At 76.3% G+C, this 21,186-nt stretch carries 24 protein-coding genes; 11 read left to right on the top strand and 13 right to left on the bottom strand.

The window, feature by feature from the left end; translation table 11 throughout:
• Positions 1–7: 7 nt before the first annotated feature.
• Together BD833_RS13720 and cutA are read right to left on the bottom strand one after the other, a co-directional pair.
• On the bottom strand, positions 8–1,828 hold the full coding sequence (locus BD833_RS13720) for a putative bifunctional diguanylate cyclase/phosphodiesterase (RefSeq protein ID WP_166533693.1): 1,821 nt from the start codon (positions 1,826–1,828) through the stop codon (positions 8–10).
• A 112-nt stretch (positions 1,829–1,940) separates the two neighbouring features.
• On the bottom strand, positions 1,941–2,267 hold the full coding sequence (gene cutA, locus BD833_RS13715; protein WP_166533692.1) for a divalent-cation tolerance protein CutA: 327 nt from the start codon (positions 2,265–2,267) through the stop codon (positions 1,941–1,943).
• Between the two features lie 90 nt (positions 2,268–2,357).
• On the opposite strand from cutA, the gene BD833_RS13710 reads away from it, so the two are divergent.
• Entirely contained in the window at positions 2,358–2,594 is a 237-nt protein-coding gene (locus BD833_RS13710) for a hypothetical protein (protein WP_166533691.1), read from the top strand.
• A 30-nt stretch (positions 2,595–2,624) separates the two neighbouring features.
• Here BD833_RS13710 and BD833_RS22760 read toward each other — a convergent pair whose 3' ends face one another.
• The 8 genes from BD833_RS22760 to BD833_RS13670 all read right to left on the bottom strand — a co-directional run bounded on the left by BD833_RS22760 (position 2,625) and on the right by BD833_RS13670 (position 9,552).
• Positions 2,625–3,716, bottom strand: a complete 1,092-nt coding sequence (locus BD833_RS22760; RefSeq protein WP_208092648.1) for a hypothetical protein — start codon at positions 3,714–3,716, stop codon at positions 2,625–2,627.
• Positions 3,713–4,162, bottom strand: coding sequence for a hypothetical protein (locus BD833_RS13700; RefSeq protein WP_166533690.1), 450 nt, complete (start codon positions 4,160–4,162; stop codon positions 3,713–3,715). Before BD833_RS13700 ends, BD833_RS22760 begins: the two co-directional genes overlap by 4 nt.
• 179 nt (positions 4,163–4,341) lie before the next feature.
• Positions 4,342–4,536: a hypothetical protein gene (locus BD833_RS13695; protein ID WP_166533689.1), complete on the bottom strand. Its 195-nt coding sequence runs from the start codon at positions 4,534–4,536 to the stop codon at positions 4,342–4,344.
• Positions 4,537–4,967: 431 nt separating this feature from the next.
• A complete protein-coding gene (locus BD833_RS13690) occupies positions 4,968–5,447 on the bottom strand; it encodes a hypothetical protein (protein WP_166533688.1) in 480 nt (159 codons plus the stop codon).
• A 141-nt stretch (positions 5,448–5,588) separates the two neighbouring features.
• Positions 5,589–5,843, bottom strand: a complete 255-nt coding sequence (locus tag BD833_RS13685; protein ID WP_166533687.1) for a hypothetical protein — start codon at positions 5,841–5,843, stop codon at positions 5,589–5,591.
• A gap of 150 nt (positions 5,844–5,993) precedes the next feature.
• Positions 5,994–8,519, bottom strand: a complete 2,526-nt coding sequence (locus tag BD833_RS13680) for an FtsX-like permease family protein (protein ID WP_208092647.1) — start codon at positions 8,517–8,519, stop codon at positions 5,994–5,996.
• Positions 8,516–9,277, bottom strand: coding sequence for an ABC transporter ATP-binding protein (locus tag BD833_RS13675; RefSeq protein WP_166533686.1), 762 nt, complete (start codon positions 9,275–9,277; stop codon positions 8,516–8,518). The genes BD833_RS13680 and BD833_RS13675 overlap by 4 nt, the downstream gene beginning before the upstream one ends.
• A complete protein-coding gene (locus BD833_RS13670) occupies positions 9,274–9,552 on the bottom strand; it encodes a hypothetical protein (protein ID WP_166533554.1) in 279 nt (92 codons plus the stop codon). The genes BD833_RS13675 and BD833_RS13670 overlap by 4 nt, the downstream gene beginning before the upstream one ends.
• 212 nt (positions 9,553–9,764) lie before the next feature.
• Here BD833_RS13670 and BD833_RS13665 point away from each other — a divergent pair, with 212 nt between their 5' ends.
• The 10 genes from BD833_RS13665 (at position 9,765) to BD833_RS13620 (ending at position 20,071) form a co-directional block, all read left to right on the top strand.
• Positions 9,765–11,033, top strand: coding sequence for a sensor histidine kinase (locus tag BD833_RS13665; protein ID WP_208092646.1), 1,269 nt, complete (start codon positions 9,765–9,767; stop codon positions 11,031–11,033).
• A complete protein-coding gene (locus BD833_RS13660; protein WP_166533685.1) occupies positions 11,021–11,674 on the top strand; it encodes a response regulator in 654 nt (217 codons plus the stop codon). The genes BD833_RS13665 and BD833_RS13660 overlap by 13 nt, the downstream gene beginning before the upstream one ends.
• Before the next feature lie 251 nt (positions 11,675–11,925).
• Complete coding sequence (locus tag BD833_RS13655; RefSeq protein ID WP_208092645.1) at positions 11,926–12,315, top strand: helix-turn-helix domain-containing protein; 390 nt, start codon at positions 11,926–11,928, stop codon at positions 12,313–12,315.
• A 99-nt stretch (positions 12,316–12,414) separates the two neighbouring features.
• A complete protein-coding gene (locus BD833_RS13650) occupies positions 12,415–13,395 on the top strand; it encodes a hypothetical protein (RefSeq protein ID WP_166533683.1) in 981 nt (326 codons plus the stop codon).
• A 13-nt stretch (positions 13,396–13,408) separates the two neighbouring features.
• Complete coding sequence (locus tag BD833_RS13645; protein WP_166533682.1) at positions 13,409–13,954, top strand: hypothetical protein; 546 nt, start codon at positions 13,409–13,411, stop codon at positions 13,952–13,954.
• Positions 13,955–14,000: 46 nt separating this feature from the next.
• Entirely contained in the window at positions 14,001–15,359 is a 1,359-nt protein-coding gene (locus BD833_RS13640; protein ID WP_208092644.1) for a hypothetical protein, read from the top strand.
• A 6-nt stretch (positions 15,360–15,365) separates the two neighbouring features.
• On the top strand, positions 15,366–15,908 hold the full coding sequence (locus tag BD833_RS13635; RefSeq protein ID WP_166533681.1) for a hypothetical protein: 543 nt from the start codon (positions 15,366–15,368) through the stop codon (positions 15,906–15,908).
• Positions 15,908–18,091, top strand: a complete 2,184-nt coding sequence (locus tag BD833_RS13630; protein WP_166533680.1) for a PASTA domain-containing protein — start codon at positions 15,908–15,910, stop codon at positions 18,089–18,091. The genes BD833_RS13635 and BD833_RS13630 overlap by 1 nt, the downstream gene beginning before the upstream one ends.
• Before the next feature lie 6 nt (positions 18,092–18,097).
• Positions 18,098–19,237 (top strand): hypothetical protein, encoded by a 1,140-nt coding sequence (locus BD833_RS13625; RefSeq protein WP_166533679.1) that lies wholly within the window; start codon positions 18,098–18,100, stop codon positions 19,235–19,237.
• A 30-nt stretch (positions 19,238–19,267) separates the two neighbouring features.
• Positions 19,268–20,071: a trypsin-like serine peptidase gene (locus BD833_RS13620; RefSeq protein ID WP_166533678.1), complete on the top strand. Its 804-nt coding sequence runs from the start codon at positions 19,268–19,270 to the stop codon at positions 20,069–20,071.
• A gap of 6 nt (positions 20,072–20,077) precedes the next feature.
• Here BD833_RS13620 and BD833_RS13615 read toward each other — a convergent pair whose 3' ends face one another.
• From BD833_RS13615 to BD833_RS22755, 3 genes are read right to left on the bottom strand one after another with little or no spacing between them, the layout of a single operon-like run.
• Positions 20,078–20,545, bottom strand: a complete 468-nt coding sequence (locus BD833_RS13615; RefSeq protein ID WP_166533677.1) for a hypothetical protein — start codon at positions 20,543–20,545, stop codon at positions 20,078–20,080.
• Positions 20,542–20,961, bottom strand: a complete 420-nt coding sequence (locus BD833_RS13610; protein WP_243737655.1) for a TadE family protein — start codon at positions 20,959–20,961, stop codon at positions 20,542–20,544. The genes BD833_RS13615 and BD833_RS13610 overlap by 4 nt, the downstream gene beginning before the upstream one ends.
• On the bottom strand, positions 20,954–21,163 hold the full coding sequence (locus tag BD833_RS22755; protein ID WP_208092643.1) for a hypothetical protein: 210 nt from the start codon (positions 21,161–21,163) through the stop codon (positions 20,954–20,956). Before BD833_RS22755 ends, BD833_RS13610 begins: the two co-directional genes overlap by 8 nt.
• Positions 21,164–21,186 lie beyond the last annotated feature (23 nt).

Genomic DNA, 21,186 nt, shown 5'->3' with positions numbered 1-21,186 from the left:
GCCGGCGTCAGCCGGGCTCGACGGAGGCGGCGAGCCGGCGCGGCCGGTCCGCGGCGCCGGACGGGAGGGTCTCGGCCGCCGCACCACCGGAGCGCGCCGCCATCCAGGCCGGGATCTCCGCGGCGGCCATCGGCCGGGCGATGTGGAAGCCCTGCGCGAACGTGCAGCCCAGGTCCCTGACCATGGTCAGCTGCCGGGCCGTCTCCACCCCTTCGGCGAGCGTGCGCATGCCGAAGGCGTCGGCCAGGCCGATGACCGCCGCGATGGCGGCCGCGGCCTGACCGGCATGGCCACCGGAGCAGGTGACCAGGCTCCGGTCGATCTTCAGCAGCCCGGCGGGCAGCGAGACCAGCTGGCTGATCGAGGAGAAGCCGCAGCCGAAGTCGTCGATGGCGACCTCGACGCCAGTCACCCGCAGCCGCGCCAGCTGCGCCGCCGCGCTCTCCGGGTCCTCCGCCACGCTGGTCTCGGTGAGCTCCACGACGAGCCGGTCCGGCGGGAGGCCGGAGCCCTCCAGCGCGGCGGCGACGTCGTCGGTGAGCGTGCCGGCGGAGAAGTGCTCGGCGCTGATGTTGACGTTCATCACCAGCGGCAGCCCGACGCCGGCCCAGGCGGTGGCCTGCCGGGTGGCGGCGTGCAGCACCCAGCAGGTCAGCTCGGCCATGAGGTCGTGCTGCGCGGCCAGCGGCACGAACTCCGCGGGCGGCAGCAGACCGCGCACCGGGTGCTGCCAGCGGACGAGCGCCTCCACGCCCGAGCAGGCGCCGGTGCCCAGGTGCACGATCGGCTGGTAGTGCAGGACGAGCTCGCCCCTGGAGATGGCGTCGCGCAGCTCGGCGGCCAGCTGCATCCGCTTCTCGGCCGCGGCGCGCAGGTCGGGGCTGAACACGCGCATGCGGCCCCGCCCGGCGGCCTTGGCGGCGTACATGGCCAGGTCGGCGTCGCGCACCAGCTCGGTGGACCGGATGACCGGCCGGTCCTCCCCGTCGGTGCCCGCGATCCCGATGCTCGCGCCCAGCATGATGCTGCGCCCGGCCAGCCGGAAGGGCTCGGCGAACGCGGCCTGGCAGCGGACCGCCATCGCCACCGCCCCGTCGGTGGTGCAGTCCCGGCAGACGACGACGAACTCGTCGCCGCCGAGCCGGCCGACGGTGTCCTGCCCGCGGGTGGCGGCGACCAGCCGCGCGGACATCTGGCGCAGCAGCTCGTCGCCGACCTCGTGGCCGAGGGAGTCGTTGACGTCCTTGAAGCCGTCGATGTCCAGGAAGAGCACCGACACGGCGCGCTGGTCGGGCCGGTGGAGCTCGCGGTCGATCAGCTCGTGCAGGTGGGCGCGGTTGGGCAGCTCGGTGAGGTGGTCGTGACGGGCCTGCCAGGACGACGCCCGTTCGGCGAGCACCCGTGCGGTGACGTCGGTGTGGGTCACGACGACGTGCCCGGCGTCGCCGACGCGGGTGCCCTGCACGTGGAACCAGAGCCGCCCGGTCCCGGCCGGGCTCGGCAGCGAGCGGTCGATGGCCAGCTCCGACCGCGCACCGGCGATCAGCTCGTGGAGCTCGCTGACCAGCGTGCGCCCGTCCGGGTCGTCGGCGAGCCCGATCGCCTCGGCGAAGTAGTCGGCGCCCGGACCGATGGACTGCCCGTGCTTGAGCCCGTCGGCCACCCACGCGGAGTTGACCATCAGGATCACGCCCTGCGGGTCGAGCAGGACCGTGGGCGAAGGCAGCGCGTCGACGACGGCGGCGACCAGTCCGGCGTCCCGGCCACGGGTCGTGGCGCCGTCCCAGGCGTCGAAGGCCAGCCCCGCGTCGCTCCCGCCTGCTGCCACGTCTCCCCCGCCCGTGCCGGGGCGCCCCGGTGGGCACCGTTCGTCCCGTCTATCGGCAGGAGCGATGCCCGCCTCAGGGCACTCTGCCCCTTCTCCTCGAAAAGGGGGAGGGTCAGCGTGGCTCCGTCTCCGCCGCGATCCACCTCAGGTAGCCGGGGTTGCCGCCCACCAGGGGTAGCGCGATGACGCACGGCACGTCGTAGGGGTGCAGCTCGGCGGTGCGCGCGACGATCGCCGGCACCAGCGACCGGCGGGTGTGCAGGGCGACGCGGGCCTCCGTCTCGTCGTGCACCGCACCGTCCCAGCGGTAGACGGCCCGGATCGGCGTTCCCGCGTGCCCGCACGCCGCCAGGCGTTCCTCGACCAGGGTCCGGGTGTACCCGGCCAGCCAGTCCCCGTCGGCAGCGGTGACCACGACCTCGCAGAGCTCCTCGTCCATGCCGCGATCCTCTCCCCGCGGTACACCGGCGCGGAGTGCCCGGCCGGCGGTGTGCGTGGATCCCGGGACCCTGCGGGTAGGGGGGCGGGCATGAGCGACGACATGACGATCAAGCTGGACAGCGAGGAGTACGTGATCCGCCCGGACGGGGACGGTCTGCGGGTCGGCCGCCGGATGGGTGGGGACGTGACCTGGCTGGAGACGGTCGACGGCGACCTGCTGCCCGACCCGGCCCGCGATGCGCTGGCCCGCGGGGACGCCTCGGACGAGGCGCTGCTGCGCGCGGTCCGCGGGATCGTGCAGGCGGAGGTCGAGCGCGGCGGGTGACCGCGCCGGCGGCCGTGGCGGGCGCGGGGCTCAGTCCCCCCAGCGCCCGCCGCGGCCCCAGCCGTTGCCCGTGCCGCGGTCGTGGTCGCGGTCCTGCCACTCCCGCTCCCACCGGTCCTGCAGCTCCTGCAGCCACCGTTCGGCCTCGGTGCGCAGGTCGCGGACGACCGGCGGCGGCGCGGGTGGAGCCGGCGCGGGGGCCGGCGCAGGGACAGGCGCCGGAGCGGGAGCCGGAGCCGGGGCCTGAGCCGGGGCCTGAGCCCGGGCAGCCGGAGGCGGCGGCGGGGCGACCACCGCACGCGGGGCGGCCGGCGGTGCTGCCGGCTCGACGGGGGGCGGCGGCGGGGGCGGCGGCGGGGGCGGAGCTGCCTGCTGGACGAGCCGCACCTGCCCGGTGAGACCGGTGGGGCCGGTGGCGGAGGCGTCCGCCGGCCGCGGATCGTCCTCGGGACCCGCCGGCGCCGTCCACTGCTGCCAGCGTGCGGGGTCCAGGGCGACGTCGGCCACGGCGCCGACCGTGCCGGGCGGCAGCTGCCCGGCGAGCGCGCTCCCCACCCCGTCGGCCGCCCGCAGGTCGCAGGCCACCCGGCCGATGACGCTCGCCCCGTCGGTGCAGGCCGCCCACTCGTCCACGGCCGGACCGATCCCGGTGGCCACGGCCGCCAGCTGCTGTGCGGAGAGCACCCCGGGACCGCCGCCCGCCCCGGCCAGGAACACCTCGAGCCCTTCGACGGTCCGGACCGCGGTCACCGGCTCCAGCGCGGCCACCACGAGCTCCGCCGCTCCGGCGCCCCGCGGCCACCGGAGCACGTCGCCGGGCGCGAGGACCTGTGCGTCCGCACCCAGCAGGCGCATCGTCCCGGCCGCCGTCTCCTCGCTCAGGTCGATCGGCTCGGCGGATGCGAGATCGCCGCTCGCCGCGACCGTCACCGGGACGTCCAGGGGGTTGCGCAGCACGACCGCGCCACCGTCGACGCAGGCGTCGAGCACGAAGTCGGCCGGGACGGTGCCCCGCTGCTCGTCGGGCACGCAGAGATCGGCCGCCGGGCCGGCCACCGCCGGGGCGGGCACCGCCAGGGTGCCGGCGAACACCGCGACCGCGAGCGCGACGGCGCGCCTCACGCGGGGAACCCGCAGGCCGGCTCGAGCTCGGCGACGAGGTCGTCCATCCCGTCGAGCAGGGCCTCGCGGGCCTGCTGGGTGAGCGGCTCGTCCAGCACGCCCAGCAGCGCGGCGACGACGGCCTCGGTCGCACCGCGCAGCTCCGCGGCCTCGCCGTCGGGCAGCTCGGCCACGATGGCCCGCAGCTCGCGGCGCGCGGCGGCGAGCGCGGTCCGCGCCTCCACCACCTGGGTGCCCGCGGCCAGCCGGCCGGCGGCCTGCGGTATCCCGACGAAGTGGGTGGAACCGGCCAGCCGCGCGCAGATGTCCGGCGCCCCCGGTGGGGAGGTGTAGCCGGGCACCGCGGCGGCGGTCTCCGCGGGCGGTGGCGCGCTGGAGCTGCACGCCGTGGTGGCCGCCAGCAGGAACACCAGCAGACCGGGGATCGGAGGTCTGCCGGTGATCACGGGGGTCAACCTAGGGGTGCGGTGACGCCGCGTGACACCGCCGATCCCCCGACCAGGCGAACCGATCGTGCACACCGTTACTGCCGGTGATCACGAGCGCGGCGGGGAGCCATCCCTCGGCGTTGGGTCGGCGCGCGACCTCACGGCGGTCGCTGGGTCAGCACGCAGGGACGACCCGTTCACGCGCACTCCGGCCTCGTGGGCTCGTCCGTCCCCGTGTACACCCAGGCGTCCGGGATGAAGCCGGCCGGGCCCAGGTCGGTGGGGGCGATGTAGTTCCAGAGGTCGCTGCCGCGCCCGTCGGGCGAGACGACCACGTCGCCGCGGGTCGTGCAGACGATGAGCACCGCCGTTCCGTGGGGCAGATTCGCCACGACCTCCGACGACAGGCCGGGCAGCTCGCGGACGTAGGCGTATCCGCCAGGTCCCCCGGCTTCGACGAAGCCCGGCGCGGGTCCAGGTCCCCCGGGTGGCAGAGCCGTGGTCGGGGAGGTGGACGGGCTGGGGGCCGTCGGGCCGCCCGCTGCGCCGCCGTCCCCCGGCTCGTCCGGCGACGTGGTCGTCGGCGCGGTCCCGGTAGGCATGGACGTCGCCGGCGGCGGAGCGGTCGCGCCGATGTCGCCGCCGCGGTCCTGGAGGACCAGGCCGGTCCCCGCCACGATGGCCGCTGCGGTGGCCAGCCCACCTCCCACGGCCGCCCACCTGCGCGTCTGCCGCGGCGGCTGGGCGTTGAGACCGCTCCGCATCCAGTCGCCCTGGTCCGAGGTCTCCCCGTCGCCTCGCCCGCCCCCGCTGGACATGCCGATCAGCCCTGCGCCTGGATCATCGCGAGGACGAGCAGCACCAGCTGTGCCATGAGGACGACGACCGAGGCGCGGTAGGCGGTCATCCGCCGCTCGAGCCGACGGTCGTTGGACGCCATCCCCGCGATCATGGCTCTGGTCGCCGCCTGCATGACCACGTCGGTCTCTGCTCCCACGCTGTCCAGCAACTTCCGTGCGCTGGGGCCGAAGTTCCAGTCGGGCGCCGGCCAGAGGACGACCATGACCCCCACCCCGATCAGCGCGACGGAGAACAGCAGCACCCACCCGGCCCAGGTGGGGAGGACGCCGCCGCGAGCCGGATCGACGTTCAACAGCCCCACGGTGGTCGAGAAGGACGTGGCCACCGCGGCCGCGCCCAGCAGACCCGTGGCGCGGTTGCGCACGCTGGTCAGGGTGGCGTCCTGCTCGCGCAGGGCGGCACGAGCCTCGTCGTACGCCAGTTGCGTCAGCTCGCCGGCCATGACGCATTGTCCCGTCGGGCCGACCTCTGCGCCGATCTCCGATCGTGGGCCGTCGCGCCCAAGGTCGGGGCGCCGTCGCCCACCGGCGGGTCGCTCACCGGGCGGGGACCGCGCCCCCGGATCAGCTCCTGCCGCGGCGGTTCACCGGAGGTAGCCGTCCCCACCGGCGAGCATGGTCAGCACGACCATCGCCGTGAAGGCCACCGCCACCGTGACGAACACGCCGAGGGCGATCAGCCAGCTGCGCATCCGGGCGTCCGCGGCCGGCGTCGGCTGCTCGGCGGGCGGGGCGTCCGGCGGCGCCGGGGGTGCATCCGCGGCCGGCTCCGCGGCTGCGCGAGGTCGGGGAACGGGCTGCCGGACGGTGCCCGGACGGGGGTCGAGGTGGATACGCATGACCACTCCCTGTGCGATGTCGGCGGGCGCGGGGGGCGCTCGCACCGGGCTCGACGAGGGCCCGGGACCATGGTCCCGCCGATCCGGTCCCGGGAGCAGGGCCGACGGTCCCGGTTCGCGGGCCGCAGGCCCCTCCTCGCCGGCCGCCGCTCAGGCGGCCCCGGCCAGGGCCACCGTCGGCGGCGTCCGCAGCGCGGTCCGGGTGGTCAGCCCGATGGCGGCGAAGGCGAGCGCGGTGACGACGGCGGCCGAGGCCGGCAGCAGCCACCAGGGGCCGGCCGGCCAGGGCCGGCCCAGGAACCCCGCACCCAGCAGCGCGAGCGGCACGGCGGACACCAGGACGCCGGCGAGCACGGCGGCGGCGGAGATGAACCCGGCCTCCCACCGCACCATGGCCCGCAGCTGGGCCGGCGTGGTGCCGCTGAGCCGGAGGGTGGCCAGCTCCTCGCGTCGCTGTGCGGTGGCGGCGACCAGCGAGTTGGCGACGCCGAGCAGCACGTAGCCGAGCAGCACGCCGACCACCGCGAGATTGACCCACGTCTCCGGCGGCACCCCGCGCGCCGGCCCGGCGTCCGCGTCGGCCAGGACCAGACCGGGCCGGGCGGCGACCGCGGCGGCGAGGGCCCGGTCTGCCCCGGCGCTGCCGTCGGTGCGCACGAGCAGCTGGTCGGCGAGGTCGCTGGTGGTGTGCCCGGCGGCCAGGTCCGGAGAGAGGACGACGGAGCCGAGGCCCAACGCGCGGTCGTAGACGGCGACCACCCGCGCCGGCACCTCCGCACCGTCGCCGAGGGTGAGCCGCACCCGGCTGCCGACGCCGGCGTCGCGGGCGCGGGCGGCCTCGGCGCCGAGCGCGACGGTGTCGCCGGTGAGCCCGGCCAGGCTGCCGGCCCGCACGTCGAGATCGAGCACCTCGGACGCGGCCGGGGGAAGCACCAGCGCCGGCTCCGTCTCGACGGTGACCTCGCCGAGCATGCTCTCCGACCACAGCACCGCGGTGGTGCGCACGGGCACGGCCGCCTCGACCCCCGCGGCAGCCCGCACGGTGGCGAGCGCGTCGTCGGGGATCCCGCCGAGCGCCGGGGCGGTGACCTGCGCGGTGGCCAGCGTGGCCTCCTCGGCCTCCCCGGAGACGGCGGCTGCCACCGTGGTGTGCGCGGAGGTGTAGGTGAGCGCGAGCACCACGGCCATCGCCAGCGTGGTGACCGCACCGGCCGAGCGCAGCGCGTAGCCGTGCAGGTTGGCCACCGCCAGGCAGGTCGGCGCCGAGGCGCCCGACGGCAGTCGCCGGGCCAGCCCGCCGGTCACCCTGCGCAGCAGGACGGGGCCGGCCAGCGCGAGCCCGATGGCACCGACGATGCCGGCCAGCGAGGTGCCCGCCGCGCCCATCTGGGAACGCAGCAGGAGCGGCAGCAGCGCGAGCGGGACGGCGGCGACCAGCAGCCCGAGGCCGATCCGCGTGCGCACCGCCGACGGCACCGCCGGTCCGGTGCGGCTCTCCCCCAGGGCGGCGGTGACCGGCGCCCGCGAGACCCGCCACGCCGCGCTCCGGGCGGCGACCTGGACGACCAGGAGCAGCAGCAGGGCGGCGGCCAGCGCCGGCAGCGGGCTCCAGGTGAGCGGCAGCTGCTCGGGCACCAGACCGATGCCGACGAGCAGCCGGCGGAACCGGTCGGCGAGCAGGTAGCCCAGCGCGATCCCGGGGACCAGCGCCACGGCGGCGGCCAGCGTCGCCTGGCTCGCGACCAGCCCGCGCACCTGACGCGGGGTGGTGCCGACCGCACGCAGCAGCGCGAGCTCGCGCCGCTGGCCGGCGATCGACACCGACAGCGCGCCGGCGATGACGAACCCGACCACGAGCAGCGGCACCCCGGCCAGCGAGGAGGCCAGCACCACCAGGAGGGAGCGGGCGGCGGCCGCCTCGGGCAGCACCAGCGCGCCCCGGTCGGCCCCGGTCGCCACCACCAGGTCGCTGCCGGCCACCTCCGCCCGCACCGCGTCGGCGACCCGGTCGGCCGTCCCGGGCTCGATCCGCAGGCCGATGAGGTGGACGGTGCCGGTGCGCCCGGCCAGCGCCGCTGCGACGTCGTCGGCGAACAGCAGGCCCGCCCGGGCCGGCCCGGCCACCGCGGTGACCCGGTACTCCGCCGTCCGCCCGGCGGCGACGACGCGGGTCGTGTCCCCGGGCCCCAGCCCGGCGGCCGCGGCCAGGGCCGGGTCGACGGCCACCTCACCGGGGCCGGTCGGCGGGCTGCCCTCCACCTGCCGGTCGGGCAGCAGCTGCAGCGAGCTCCAGCCGTGGCCGGCCGCGGCGGGGTCGTCGGCGGCGACCACGTCGCCGCCGGCGGTCAGCACGGCGGCCGGGAAGGCCAGGTCGCCGGCGGCGGCGACGACGCCGGGGATCCCGGCGAGCCGATCGGCCAGGTCGGCGGGCACGCCGACCCGCTCCGGCAGCGCGACCGGCAGGTCCTCGGCCTGCCGCACGGTCTGGTCCGCGGAGACCAGCACGTCGGCGCCGGCCAGCCGGCCGGCCGGGAGCTCCGAGCGCAGGCCGGACTCGGCCAGCACCCCGGTACCGGTGACGATCGCGGCCCCGCCGAGCACCGCGCAGACCACCGCGACCAGCGCGGCGAGCCGGGACCGGGTCATCCGGACGGCGAGCGCGAACACGGCGCTCACCGCCCCAGCTCGGCGAGGCGGGCGGCCAGCTCGGCGGCGACCGGGACCTCGTGCGTCTCGACGACCCGCCCGTCGGCCATCACCACCGCGCGGTGCGCGCGGGCGGCGGCGACCGGGTCGTGGGTGACCATGACGACGGTCTGGCCCAGCTCGTCGACCAGGTCGCGCAGCAGGCCGAGCACCTCACCGGCGCTGCGCAGGTCCAGGGCCCCGGTGGGCTCGTCGGCGAAGACGACGGCGGGCCGGGCCACCAGGGCCCGCGCGATCGCCGCGCGCTGCTGCTGGCCCCCGGAGAGCTCGGACGGGCGGTGCTCGAGCCGGCCGGTGAGCCCGACCCGCTCGACGAGGGAGCGCACCCAGTCGCGCTCCAGTGGGCGGCCGGCCAGCCGCAGCGGGAGGGTGATGTTGTCGGCGACGGTCAGCGCGGGCACCAGGTTGTAGGCCTGGAAGACGAAGCCGATCCGGTCGCGGCGCAGCTCGGTGCGGCGGGTCTCGTCCAGCCGGCCGATCTCCGTGCCGTCGAGCAGCACGTCGCCCGCCGTGGGGCTGTCCAGGCCGGCCGCGCAGTGCAGCAGGGTGCTCTTGCCCGAGCCGGACGGGCCCATGACCGCGAGGAAGGAGCCGCGCGGCACCTCGAGCGTGACGTCGTCGAGGGCCCGGACGCCGTTGTCGTGCACCTTGGTGACCCCGTGCAGGGCCACCGCCGGTGCCGGCGGGCCGGCCGGGCCGGCGCCCGGCCGGCGCAGCGCGGCGGTCATCGCCGGCGGACGTGCAGGGTGATCAGCGCGGCGACGCAGGCCAGGGTGACCACTCCGGACCCGATGCTGACCGCCAGCGGCAGCACGCCGAACGACGCGAGCGCGTTGACGGCGACGCTCAGGGCCAGCAGCACCCACAGCGCGGTGCGCAGGCCCCCGCGGTCGGCGGCGGACCGGTGCGGCGGGAACGGTGGGGTGTCGTAGCGCGGCGGGGTGGGGTGGCCGTCGGTGGACAGCGACGGCGGGGTGTCCTCGATGCGGTAGGGGTCGGGCACGACGGGCTCCTGGCTTCTCGGGATCGGCTTCTCGGGATCGGCTTCTCGGGATCGGCTTCTCGGGATCGGCTTCTCGGGATCGGTACACCTCGATCCTCGGGACGGCGCGGCCCCCTGCCGATCCCCCGACCTGCCCAATCGGGGGTACAGCAGGCTGTACTCCTGCGGCCCGGGGGCTGACGGGACGGCCTCCGGCCTCCTAGCGTTCGGGCGTGCCTCTCGCTCCCCCGTCGCTCGCGCCGGCCCCCGCCGGCGCGTCCCGCGGGCTCCGCCCGGCGGCGGTGCGGGCCGGCCGGGACACCCTGAACGCGCTCGAGCAGCTCGGCGGCGGGCTCGGTACCGCCCTGCTGGCGCTGGCGCTGCTGCTCTGGGTGCTGGTCGTCACCCTGGCCTGCCTGGTCGGCGTCGGCGTGCTGCTGGTCCCGGGAGCCCTGCGGCTGGTGCACGGGCTGGCCGACCGCGAGCGCGCCCGGCTCGGCCGCTGGGGCCCCGACGTGCTCGGCCCCGACGCGGCGCCCACATCGCTGCGTGACCCGGCCGCGCGGCGGGAGCTGACCTGGCTGGCCGGCGCGGCGACGGGCGGCCTGGCATGGACCTTCGCCGGCGTCGCCCTGCCCGTCTACGCGGTGCGCGACCTGACCTTCCCGCTGTGGTGGCCGCTGCTGCCGCCGGGCGAGGACAGCCGGCCGTGGTGGTGGTCGGTCGACACGTGGACCGGTGTCGCCGCCGTCGCGCTGCTCGGGCTGGGGTGGGCGGCGCTGACCGTCGGCGCGACGCCGGGGATGGCCCGGCTGCACGCGCGGGCCGCGCGGCGGCTGCTGTCCCCGCCGCCGGGCACCGACCTGTCGCTGCGGGTGGCCGAGCTGACCGCCACCCGGGCCGCGGCGCTGGACGCGCACGTGGCCGAGCTGCGCCGCATCGAGCGGTCGCTGCACGACGGCACGCAGAACCGGCTGGTGACGACCACCGTGCTGCTCGGGGCGGCCCGCCGTTCGCTCGCCCGCGACCCGGCGGCCACCGACGAGCTGCTGGAGCGGGCGCAGGACGCCGCCGAGCAGGCGCTGGCCGAGCTGCGATCGGTGGCCCGCGGGATCCTCCCGCCGGTGCTGGTCGACCGCGGGCTGGCCGGCGCGCTGAGCGGCCTGGCGGCGTCCAGCCCGGTGCCCTGCACCGTGGACGTCGACGTCCCGGTGCGCTGCCCGGCCTCGGTGGAGGCCACCGCCTGGTTCGTGGCGGCCGAGGCGATGACCAACGTGGCGCGGCACAGCGGCGCCACCGCGGCGCGGGTGACGGTGCGCCTGCGCGCCGGCCGGTTGCACCTGGCCGTGACCGACGACGGGCGGGGCGGGGCGGTCGAGGGCGGCGGCTCGGGGCTGACCGGGGTGCGCCGGCGGGTGCAGGCGCACGACGGCGAGCTCACGCTGACCAGCCCCCCGGGCGGGCCGACGACGCTGGAGGTGGCGCTGTCGTGCGGATCGTGATCGCCGAGGACGACGCCCTGCTGCGGGAGGGCCTGGCGCTGCTGCTGCGCGCCGAGTCGCTGGACGTCGTGGCCACCGCGGACGGGCCGGACGGGTTCCTGGCCGCCGTCGACGAGCACCGCCCGGACGTGGCGATCGTGGACGTCCGGATGCCGCCGACGCACACCGACGAGGGGGTGCGGGCGGCGGTCGAGGCGCGGCGCCGGCAGCCGGAGCTCGCCGTGCTGGTGCTGTCGGCCTACGTCGAGCAGGCGTTCGCCACCGAGCTGCTGGCCGGCGGCGCGCGCGGGCTGGGCTACCTGCTCAAGGAGCGGGTGGGGCGGGTGGAGGAGTTCCTCGGGGCGCTGCACCGGGTCGCCGGCGGCGGGACGGCGATCGACCCGGAGGTGGTGGCCCAGCTGCTCACCCGGTCGCGGCCGGACGCCGGGCTGGACCGGCTGAGTGCCCGCGAGCGGGAGGTGCTGGCGCTCATGGCCGAGGGGCTCGGCAACGCCGCGATCGCCGCCCGGCTGGTGGTCACCGACGGGGCGGTGCACAAGCACATCCGCAGCATCTTCGCCAAGCTCGACCTGCCGCCCACCGACGCCGCCGACCGGCGGGTGACCGCGGTGCTCCGCTACCTGGACGCCGTCCGCCGCTGAGCTCCGGCCGGTGCCCGACCGGCCGCGCGGATCGCCGCTCGACGACCTCCTCGGGGCGCGTCACGTATTCGCACGACTGGCTGCTGCTGTAACCGCGCCTCTACCGTGAGGTAGCGCCGGTTGGCGTCCTTCCCAGCCCCCGGGGGGCATCGATGACAACCGTGGAGAAGACCGCGCCTCCGACCCCCACCGCCGGAAGCCCCGTCTCCCGCTCCGCCCCTGCGCGGCCGGTCCGGCCGACGACCGGCGGCGTGCTCGACGACCTCGTGCGCTCCCTGGGCCAGCTCCTCGACGCCGTCCTGTCCGGCAGCGCCGTGCGACCGGCGGACCAGGGTGGTGTCGTCCTGGACATCGAGCTCGGCGGCTTCCGTTGGATCGCGGTCCAGCAGCACCCGTGTCCCGATGCGGTGAACCTGAGTCCACGGGAGTCGGAGATCGCCCGCATGGTGGCCGCGGGGCTGACCAACCGGGCGATCGCCACGGTGCTCGACATCAGCCCGTGGACGGTCGGCACCTACCTCCGGCGCATCTTCGTCAAGCTGGACGTCAACTCGCGAGCGGCGATGACCGCCGCCGTCGCCCAGCGGCGGGCGGCCGACCCCCTGCCCCCGGCCGGCCCGCGGCGGGACGTGGATGCGTGACGCACGCCCACGCGTCCTGAGAACGTGCGAGTACCGCCGCACCGAGGTCGCTCCTAGCGTTTCCGCATCTGCTTCACCGCGAGATTCGGAGGTGCCGTGGTGGACGGGATGCGCGAAGCGGAGTGGGAGTGGGAAGCCCGCGACGGAGAGTCCGAGCGGGAGGCCGGCGACGGCGAGTACGAGGGCGAGGAGTTCCTCGGCGGCCTGATCCAGGGCATCGGCAGCGCGCTCGGCCTCGGCGAGGGCGAGGGCGAGGCCGACGGCGAGTACGAGTGGGAAGCCGGCGACGGCGAGTACGAGTGGGAGTCCGGCGACGGCGAGTACGAGTGGGAGTCCGGCGACGGCGAGTACGAGTGGGAGTCCGGCGACGGCGAGTACGAGGGCGAGGAGTTCCTCCCCGCGCTCCTGCCGCTGGCCAAGATGGCGCTCCCGCTCCTCGGTGGCCTGTTCCGGAAGAAGAAGCGCCGCCGGCCGGCCCGCGAGTTCGAGGACGAGTTCGAGTACGAGGGCGAGTTCGAGGACGAGTTCGAGTACGAGGGCGAGGGCGAGGACGAGCAGTTCCTCGGTGGCCTCATCCAGGGCATCGGCAGCGCGCTCGGCCTCGGCGAGGGCGAGCAGCCCGCCCAGGGCGTGCCCGCCACGGCGGAGGTCATGGCCGCGATGGCTGCCGACACACCGTCCGCGGCGGAGGCCGACGCGTTGGTCGGCGCGGCGACGGTGATGGTGCTGACCCCGCGGGAGCGCCGGGTCCTCGAGCAGCTCATCCCCCAGCTGGTCCAGGCGACCACGGTGCTGTCCCGGTTGATGCGCCGGCGGCGGGTCACCCGGCCGGCCATCCGGGTCATCCCCACGGTGGTCAAGGCCACCGCCCGGCCGCTCGTGGCGGCCGCCGTCCGGGGCCACCCGCCGACGACGAGCGTCGCCGGTCGCGTGCTGACCCAGCAGACCCGCACCGTGCTCACCCGCCCGGCTGTGACGCGCGCGGTGATGAAGCGCAACGCCGCCGCGGTGCGCAAGGTGGCGGGCCGCCGCACCCCTCCGGGGATCGTCCGGCCCCGTCGTCCGCAGCCGGTCCGCTGATCCGGAGGGCACCATGTCCACCAGCACCGACTTCGAGTACTTCACCGCCGACGGCGAGTACGAGCTGGAGACCGCCCTCGGCCTGGCCGGGCCACCGGCGGCGTCCTCTCCCGCGCTCCTCATGGAGCACCTGGGTGCGCTCGCCGCCAACGCGGAGAGCGAGGCGGAGGCCGAGGCCTTCCTCGGCGCCCTGGTCCCGCTCGCCACCAGGCTGGCGCCGGCGATCGCCCGCGCCACCCCGCAGCTGGTCCGCGGGGTGGCGAAGGTGGGACGGCAGCTGTGGCGCAACCCGAGCACCCGGCGCCTGGTGGCGGCGGTGCCGCAGGTGGTGCAGCGGACCGCCGCCGACCTCGCCCGCCAGCACGGACGCGGGGCACCGCTGACGACCCAGGCCGCGACGCGGAGCCTGGCCAAGCAGGTGGCCAACGTCCTCGACGATCCGGCGAAGCGCCGCCGGGCCGTCCAGCGGTGCCGCGCCCTGGACCGCCGGTGGCACGCCACGCGGAAGAACGCGGGCGGCGTCCCGGCACCCGGCTCCCGCCGCTGCACCTGTCGCTGATCCGGCGGGCCGCTCCGGCGGCCCGCCCTGCTCCTGGGACCGCACCATGACCACCAGCCTGTCTCCCCGGACCGCGCCCGGCCGGGCCGGCGGGGCGGCATCGCCGGCCCGGCCGACCGGCCGCCCGCCGGCACGGCCGCCCGCCGCCCCACCGCCCCGGGTGCTGCGGTCGTGGCTGCGGGCCCAGACCCTGAACGTGACCCGGCACGCCGCCGCGCTGCGGCCGTTCGGACCCACCGAGTTCGGCACCGGCCCGCAGGCTCCGTCACCGGGGCACGTCGCGGCGGTGAACCGGCTGCTGGCGCAGCTGGGCACCGAGCTCGACTCCCGGACGTCGGCGGTGGTGCAGGCGGCGCGGCGGGCGTCGTCCGCACCGACCGGCCCCGCCCTGCGCGAGCTGGTGACCCGCACCGAGGAGGCGCACGGCGCCGTCCGGGCCACCGAGGCGGTGTGGGACTGGTACTTCGAGTTCTTCGGCCAGCGGCAGAGTCGCTACGGGCCGTGGCTGCTGGCCTGCGACCGGATCGCCCTCGACGTCTACCAGGACGTCTACATGGGCCTGGGCCGGGCGAAGTCCGTGCCCGCCCCGCCGCCGATGAGCTACATGCGGACCGGCTTCTCCCCCGCGACCTTCCGCCGTGACGTGCGGCTGCAGCGCCTCGGGTCGCAGCCGAACCCGTTCCCGATCGTGCAGCTGCCCTACCACCGGCTGGTCAACCCGTGGACCCTCGGCGCGATCCTGCACGAGATCAGCCACAACCTGCACACGGAGCTGGGCCTGTCGCGCGCGGTGCCCGAGGCGCTGCACGCCCGGCTGCGGGAGGCGGGCGCGCCGCCGGCGGTCGCGGGAACCTGGGCCCGGTGGAACCGGGAGACCTTCGCCGACCTGCTCGGGCTGCTCCTCGGTGGCCCGGCGATCGTCGCCTCGCTGATCGACATCCTCGCCCGGTCGCCGGCCAGCGTGACGACCTACAGCCCGGCGGGCGTGCACCCCCTGCCGTTGCTGCGCACGCGGGTCAGCACCGTCCTGCTCGCCCGCATGGGGTTCCCCGAGCAGGCCCGGGCCTTCCAGGCCGTCTGGGACCGCACCTACGGCGGCGTCCGCCCGGCGGCGCCGGAGGCGCTCATCCGGACGGCGCCCCGCGTCGTCCCGCTGGTCGTGGACACGCTCTGCTACCGGCCGTTCGAGGCGCTGGGCAGGCGGTCGCTGGCGCAGGTCTTCTCCTTCGACCAGCGGCACGAGGCGATGGTCCAGGAGGCCGGCGCGCGCCTGGCCCGCGGGATCGACCCGGGGATCGTGCCCGAGCGCTTCCTGATCGGCGCGGCCCGGCACGCGCTGGACCGCCGCCTGGCCCCGCCCGACGTCATCGCCCGCCACTTCTACCGCGACCTCGGGCGGCGGTGACCGGCGATGGCCGTGCACGCGGCGGTGACCCACCTCCAGCAGGCGGTCCGGGAGCTCCAGGAGCGGGTGCAGCTGCTCGCCCGGGTGACCGACGACCACCCGGGGGACGGCGAGAGCGTGGTCGTGGACCTGGTCCGGGACGCCTGCGACGACGTCCAGGGCTGGCTCGCCGGCCTGGCTGAGGCGGCCCAGCGCGCCGCCACCGCGGCCGCCCGCCGCGACAGGGTGCGGCTGGCCGAGCAGCTCGCCGCCTGCGCGACCGCCTGCGAGACCACCGTGCAGCGCTTCGTCACGGGGCTGGCGGGGGTGGAGTCCCTCACCCGGCTGCGCCGGCTGGCGCACGACCGGCCCGGTGGGTGGCAGGAGTGGTCCTGGCAGGTCCAGGACGGCATCGGTGAGACGTGGCCCCGGATGTGGGCGCTGCGGAGCCATCTCGACGGCTGCTGGATGGAGCTGGTCGAGCGGTTGCAGGACGAACCCGTGCTGGTGCGCGCGCAGGTCGAAGAGGCCGGCCGGACCAGCGAAGACGCGGCAGCAGGAGGCCGATGATGGCGACGAGCACCAAGGACCTGGCCCAGGCGCTGCACGACGCCAGCGCCTATCCGCTGCAGGTCACCGACGCGCTGGCCGGCGGCGGCGGGCGCGGAGAGGCGGGCGACGACCTCGACCGCCTCGTCGACGGCGCGCTGCGCGCCGTCATCGGCACCCGGACCCGGGTCGAGGACGTCGACCGGTTCCGCGCCGCGCTCGCCTCGTCGTTCGTGGCGGAGGAGGTCGACGGGCACCGGCGGTACGTCCCGGCCGCGCCGGGGCTGGTGCTCCAGAGCGCCGACGACGCGGCGGTGACCGGTGCGCAGGCCGTCCTGCTCACCCAGGCCAGGGACGTCGTCGACCGGGGCCTCCCGCTGCTCGGGCGGATCACCAGCCTCCGGCCGGCCGGCGACCAGCAGGACCACGAGGCGCTCGCCGTCGTCATCCGCACCGCCGTGCAGCAGCTGCGGGACGAGTTCGGGCGGGCCGACGGCCCCCGGGCGCCCCTGGTGGAGCAGCAGCTCCGGGTGCTCCTCGGGAGCACCGCCGACGGCACGGCGCTGGTCGACCCCGACGAGGTGCGGGGCGCGCTCGGCGCCCTGCGCGACCTGTCGGGGCTGGCCAGCCGGCCGGTCCTGCCGCTGGCCGGGCGCAACGGCCACGTGGGCAACCGCGCCAACACCCCGGTGGAGGAGGAGAGCCTCACCCACTTCCGGGTCCTCGCCGAGTACGTGCTGCGGCTCTGGCAATCGTGGCACACCTACGCCCGGTCCCTGGACGGCGACGGCGGCGGGTACTCGTTCATCGGGAGCCGGCTGGGGCACCTGGACCTGACCTTCCAGACCATCGGCGAGGCCGTCGACCGGGTGCGGGACGCGCTGGACTCGGTCTACGTCGGCCCCGCCGAACGGCAGATCCTGGTGCTGCCGCTCCCCTCCCGCCCGCGGGACCGGCTCAGCGTCGAGCAGCTGCTCGACTGGGCCGGGCAGGCGGTGGGCCGGCAGACGGCCAACCTGGCCCGCGACCACGGCCGGATCGCCCTGGCCGAGTACGTGCTGCCCAACGCCGCCGCCGTCGCGGCCCTGCTGCGGGAGGCGAGCGAGGCGAAAGTGGGGGGCGGCTTCGGCACCCCCCGGGTGCGGTCCGCGCTGGCGGAGCTCGTCACCCAGTACGACCAGCTCGTCGACGAGCTGGAGCTCCTGGTCCCCCCGCCCGGCCAGGCGCCGGGAGCACCGCGCACGGAGTCCACCACGGTGCCCGACGTCATCGACCGCTCGCTCGACGAGGCGACCGAGCTGCTCCGGCAGAGCCGCCTGCGCCTGCGGCTGGGTGAGGGCCGGGCGGTGCGCAGGGGCGCGGTCGACCGGGTGCTCGCGACGTCCCCGCCGGGAGGGACCGAGGTGGCGCGCGGCAGCGAGGTCGTCGTCGACTACGCCGCCGGTCTGGCGCAGACCGCGGTGCCGCGCACCCGCGGCACGACGGTCACGGAGGCCGAGCGCCGGCTGCGGGACGCCGACCTGCGAGTGGGTGAGCTGCGGCCGGTGGACGATCCGGACATCGCGTTCGGCCGCGTGGTCGACTCCGATCCCGGCGAGGGCACCGTCCTGCCGGTCGACGAAAAGGTGTGCCTGCGCGTCTCCTGCGGCGACGGGAGCGGCGACCTCGTCGACCAGTTGTGCGCGATCGCACCGGCGGTCGGTGACGCCGTCCGCCAGGTGCTGGGCGCCGGCGGTCAGCTGTGGCGCACCGCGTCCGGCTCGGAGGACGACTGCCCCGACGACATCAGGCAGGCGGTTGCCGCCGTGGGCAGCGTGGTCACCCTCCTGCGCCGTTTCGCACCGGCGAGGCGGGGAGCGTCGTCCGGTGACCCGGTGTTCGACCGCGGCGACGCGCTGGACCTGGCGGCGCTGCGCATCAAGCAGGTGGTGGCCGAGTTCCAGCGCCAGGCGGCCGAGAACAGGGCCGAGGAGGCGAGTGCCGAGGGCCCGACTCAGGCCGCTGCCGGCGATCAGCACGGGTACGTGTTCGGCACGGTGCCGCTGCTCGACGAGGACCCCTACGTGGCCTGGCGATCGCGGGCGACCGCGGCCTCGGCCGACGCCGACGACGACGCCGACGACCACGACGCCGATGGCGACGCCACCGACGCCGACGACGACGGCCGCTCCCGCAGTGACCAGGACGACCCGGGAAAGGAGTGACCAGCCATGGCCACCGCCGGAGACGAACAGCGCCTGCAGGATCTGCAGGCCTCGGTGATCGACGCGCTCACCGGCCGCCTGGCCTCCCGGCTCGCCGGGCAGCCGGAGCTGGCCGACGTCATCGCCTCGGCGGTCGAGAGCCGGTTCGAGGCGCTGGACTCGGCCGACTCCGACGGGCACCCGGTCGACCCGGGGCTCAACGCCCTCATCGGGTTCGGCGCCGAGGCGCCGCCGGTGATCGACCGGATCCCGCTGCCCCGGGGCGTGCAGCCCTACGACGAGCAGGTCACCTCGGAGCGGATCACCGGCATCGCCGACCTGTACTACCTCTACCAGCACGAGCGGATCGGGGTGTTCCGCGTCGTCCAGAAGCTCAAGGAGCTGTTCGACGCCGGCTCCGTCCGGCTGAGCGCGGGCGAGGGGGCGACCGGGCTCTACCGGTTCGACCGCCGTGACGTGCTGCGCTACACCGAGCGCGACCGGCGCGCGGCCTACCTGCGCGCCTTCGGCTACGGCCGCGGGCCGCTGGCCCCGGGAGCCCGGCGCAACGGCGACTTCCACCCGCTGTTCGTCACCTTCAACGATCAGGTGGCCCAGTTCTGGCGGGACCGGCGGATCTCGGAGGTCATGCGCGACCGGGCGCAGGACCCCAGCTTCGGCAGCATCGCGATCGTCCGGCGGGCCGGGCTGGACCTGCGCAACAACCTGAAGTTCACCTCGTACGGCAACGTCGCGGTGATGCGGATCGAGGTCATGCAGCTGCTCGACGAGGCCTTCCGCATCGTCGGCGCCGAGGACGTGAAGCGGCTGTTCGGCGCGGACAACGCGTGGGACGTGATCGAGGAGGTGCTGACCCGCTACTTCGGGATCACGCCGGTGACCTCACCGCGGCAGCGCATGGCGGTGACCGGACGGCGCATCCTGCGGTGGCTCGGGCAGCAGTTCGTGCTCGAGGAGTCCCGGCCGCAGTTCGAGGCGAAGCTGAAGCTGATCGCCGACGACGCCGAGGAGTGGCGGACCAGCGCCCAGTCCATCGGCATCGTGGCGGCCGACCCGGGCCGGCGGGTCACCCTCCGGCCCAGCCCGGCCGTCCCCGCGCCGTCACCGGCCCGGCCACCGCGGCAGCCCGCGGCGCGGTTCATGTAGCACCCCCAGCACCGAGAGAGGACGCCGGCGATGACCCTCCCCGCCCTGCTGCCCGCCGCCCCACCGGAGCCGTCCCTGGAGGCCGAGGTGCTCGGCCGGGACACCCGCGTGCTGGTGCGGGACACCACCGCGGCACCGTTCCGCTACATCTGCCACCTGCACAACCGGCCGGCCGGGGGCGGCGGCTGGATGGGGACCGGCACCCTGATCGGGCCCCGGACCATCCTCACGGCGGCGCACAACCTGGTCGGCGCCGATCCGGCGGACATCGTGGTGACGCCCGCCCGCAACGGCCCGGCGGCGCCGTTCGGGACGACCCGCGGCAGCGCGGCGCTGCTCTGGCACGCCGGCTTCGGCCCCGCCGACGAGGGCGGCCCGCCGGACGTCGCCCTGCTGCGGCTGCGCACGCCGATCGGCACCCGCTCGGGGGTCTGGAGCATCCGGCACAGCGCCGGCCGGCTGGATCCCGTCGGCCGCAGCATCGACGGCCGGCTCCCCCAGGCCACCGGCGTGCTGAAGGTCAACATCAGCGGCTATCCCGGCGACAAGTGCGGCACCGCGGCGCGTCCGCTGCCCTGCGGCAGCTCGCAGTGGCGCACCTACTCCGCGACGGTGCGCGCGAAGGGACTGCTGCTGCACTACCTGAACGACACCAAGCCCGGACACAGCGGCAGCCCGGTGTGGGTGCGCCGGCACCCCTCCATGGGCGGTCGGGTGCTCATCGCCGTCCACGTCGCGCGCGGGCCGCGGAACCGGAGCGGTGCGGTGACCTCGAACGTCGCGGCGCGGCTGACCCCGCAGCTCATGGCGTGGATCCGGGCGAACACCCGCTGACCGGGCTCAGCCGTCGACGTAGCGGTTGCGCTCGACGACGAACTGGCCGGTGGCGGTGTTGGCGTCGATGAACTCCGGCAGCAGCGGGATCCGCACGGTCACGGTGATGCAGACGGAGAACTCCTCCCCCGGCGCGAGCGTCGGCGAGTAGGAGCCGGCCGCGTCGCAGGTCGACCCCGCCGCGGCGTAGGCCAGCCGCATGTCGGTGGCCGCCACCGACTGGTCCTCCACCGCCAGCTGCGCGGCCCGCAGCGCCCGCTCGTGCCCGGTCACCGGATCCGGCGCGGTGCCCATCGCCCGGCCGGCCTCCCGCGCGGCGGCCTGCGAGGCGAACACCCCGCGCTGCACCGCGGAGAACCCGGCGACGATGTAGACCAGCGGCACGAACACGACCAGCGCGATGAACACGAACTCCACCAGCGCCGACCCGCGCTCCTCGGCGACCATGCCCAGCCGCCGGCGCAGCCAACTCACGGCGACTCCTTCATCGCCCGGCCGGTGACCTCCAGCGGCAGCAGGTTCCCCAGCGACGCCAGCAGCGCCGGCACCGACCCCGAGCAGCGCACCACCACCAGCGTCGCCCCGCCGGTGTCCAGCTCCTCCCCCGACGTGCAGGCCAGCCCACGGGCGGTCTGCTCCGACGTCGCCCGCGCCACGATCTCCACCGTCCGGCCGGCACCGGCCGAGGAGTCGACGTCGGCGTTCGCCGCGTACCGGGCGCCCTCCTGGGCGCTGGCGGTGACCACGTTGCGCACGTGCACGTAGACCGCCACCTGCAGCACCGCCAGCAGCAGCGTCATGATCAGCATCGAGACCATGACGAAGTCGACGACGGCGCTGCCCCGCTCGCCGTCGTCGCGAGAAACCTCGTGCGGTCCGTGCTCAGCCACCAGCGCCGGTGACCGAGTTCAGCGCGTTCTGCACCGCGGTGACGATCGCCTCCTGGAACACCGCCAGGATCGCCAGCACCAGCGCCGCCGTCATCACCGTCACCATCACCCAGCCCGGCACGTCGCCCCTCTCCGGGTCCTCGCCCCGCAGGCGGGCCGCCAGCGCGGTCAGCGCGGTGTCCAGGTACGCGAGATAGCGCATCGTCGTCCTTCCTGTTGGTCGTC

Source organism: Blastococcus xanthinilyticus (genome assembly GCF_008124835.1).
GTDB lineage: Bacteria > Actinomycetota > Actinomycetes > Mycobacteriales > Geodermatophilaceae > Blastococcus > Blastococcus xanthinilyticus.
The sequence above is the reverse complement of the archived record's forward strand: the minus strand, read 5'-3'. Positions and strand labels throughout refer to the sequence as shown.

Bases quoted from the DNA above. Each gene is read 5' to 3' on its own strand.
- BD833_RS13690 (WP_166533688.1), bottom strand. From the start codon at position 5,447: ATGGCCGGCGAGCTGACGCAACTGGCGTACGACGAGGCTCGTGCCGCC.
- BD833_RS13640 (WP_208092644.1), top strand. From the start codon at position 14,001: ATGACCACCAGCCTGTCTCCCCGGACCGCGCCCGGCCGGGCCGGCGGG.
- BD833_RS13635 (WP_166533681.1), top strand. From the start codon at position 15,366: ATGGCCGTGCACGCGGCGGTGACCCACCTCCAGCAGGCGGTCCGGGAG.
- BD833_RS22755 (WP_208092643.1), bottom strand. From the start codon at position 21,163: ATGCGCTATCTCGCGTACCTGGACACCGCGCTGACCGCGCTGGCGGCC.
- cutA (WP_166533692.1), bottom strand. From the start codon at position 2,267: ATGGACGAGGAGCTCTGCGAGGTCGTGGTCACCGCTGCCGACGGGGAC.
- BD833_RS13630 (WP_166533680.1), top strand. From the start codon at position 15,908: ATGGCGACGAGCACCAAGGACCTGGCCCAGGCGCTGCACGACGCCAGC.
- BD833_RS13685 (WP_166533687.1), bottom strand. From the start codon at position 5,843: ATGCGTATCCACCTCGACCCCCGTCCGGGCACCGTCCGGCAGCCCGTT.
- BD833_RS13645 (WP_166533682.1), top strand. From the start codon at position 13,409: ATGTCCACCAGCACCGACTTCGAGTACTTCACCGCCGACGGCGAGTAC.
- BD833_RS13620 (WP_166533678.1), top strand. From the start codon at position 19,268: ATGACCCTCCCCGCCCTGCTGCCCGCCGCCCCACCGGAGCCGTCCCTG.
- BD833_RS13710 (WP_166533691.1), top strand. From the start codon at position 2,358: ATGAGCGACGACATGACGATCAAGCTGGACAGCGAGGAGTACGTGATC.
- BD833_RS13625 (WP_166533679.1), top strand. From the start codon at position 18,098: ATGGCCACCGCCGGAGACGAACAGCGCCTGCAGGATCTGCAGGCCTCG.
- BD833_RS13675 (WP_166533686.1), bottom strand. From the start codon at position 9,277: ATGACCGCCGCGCTGCGCCGGCCGGGCGCCGGCCCGGCCGGCCCGCCG.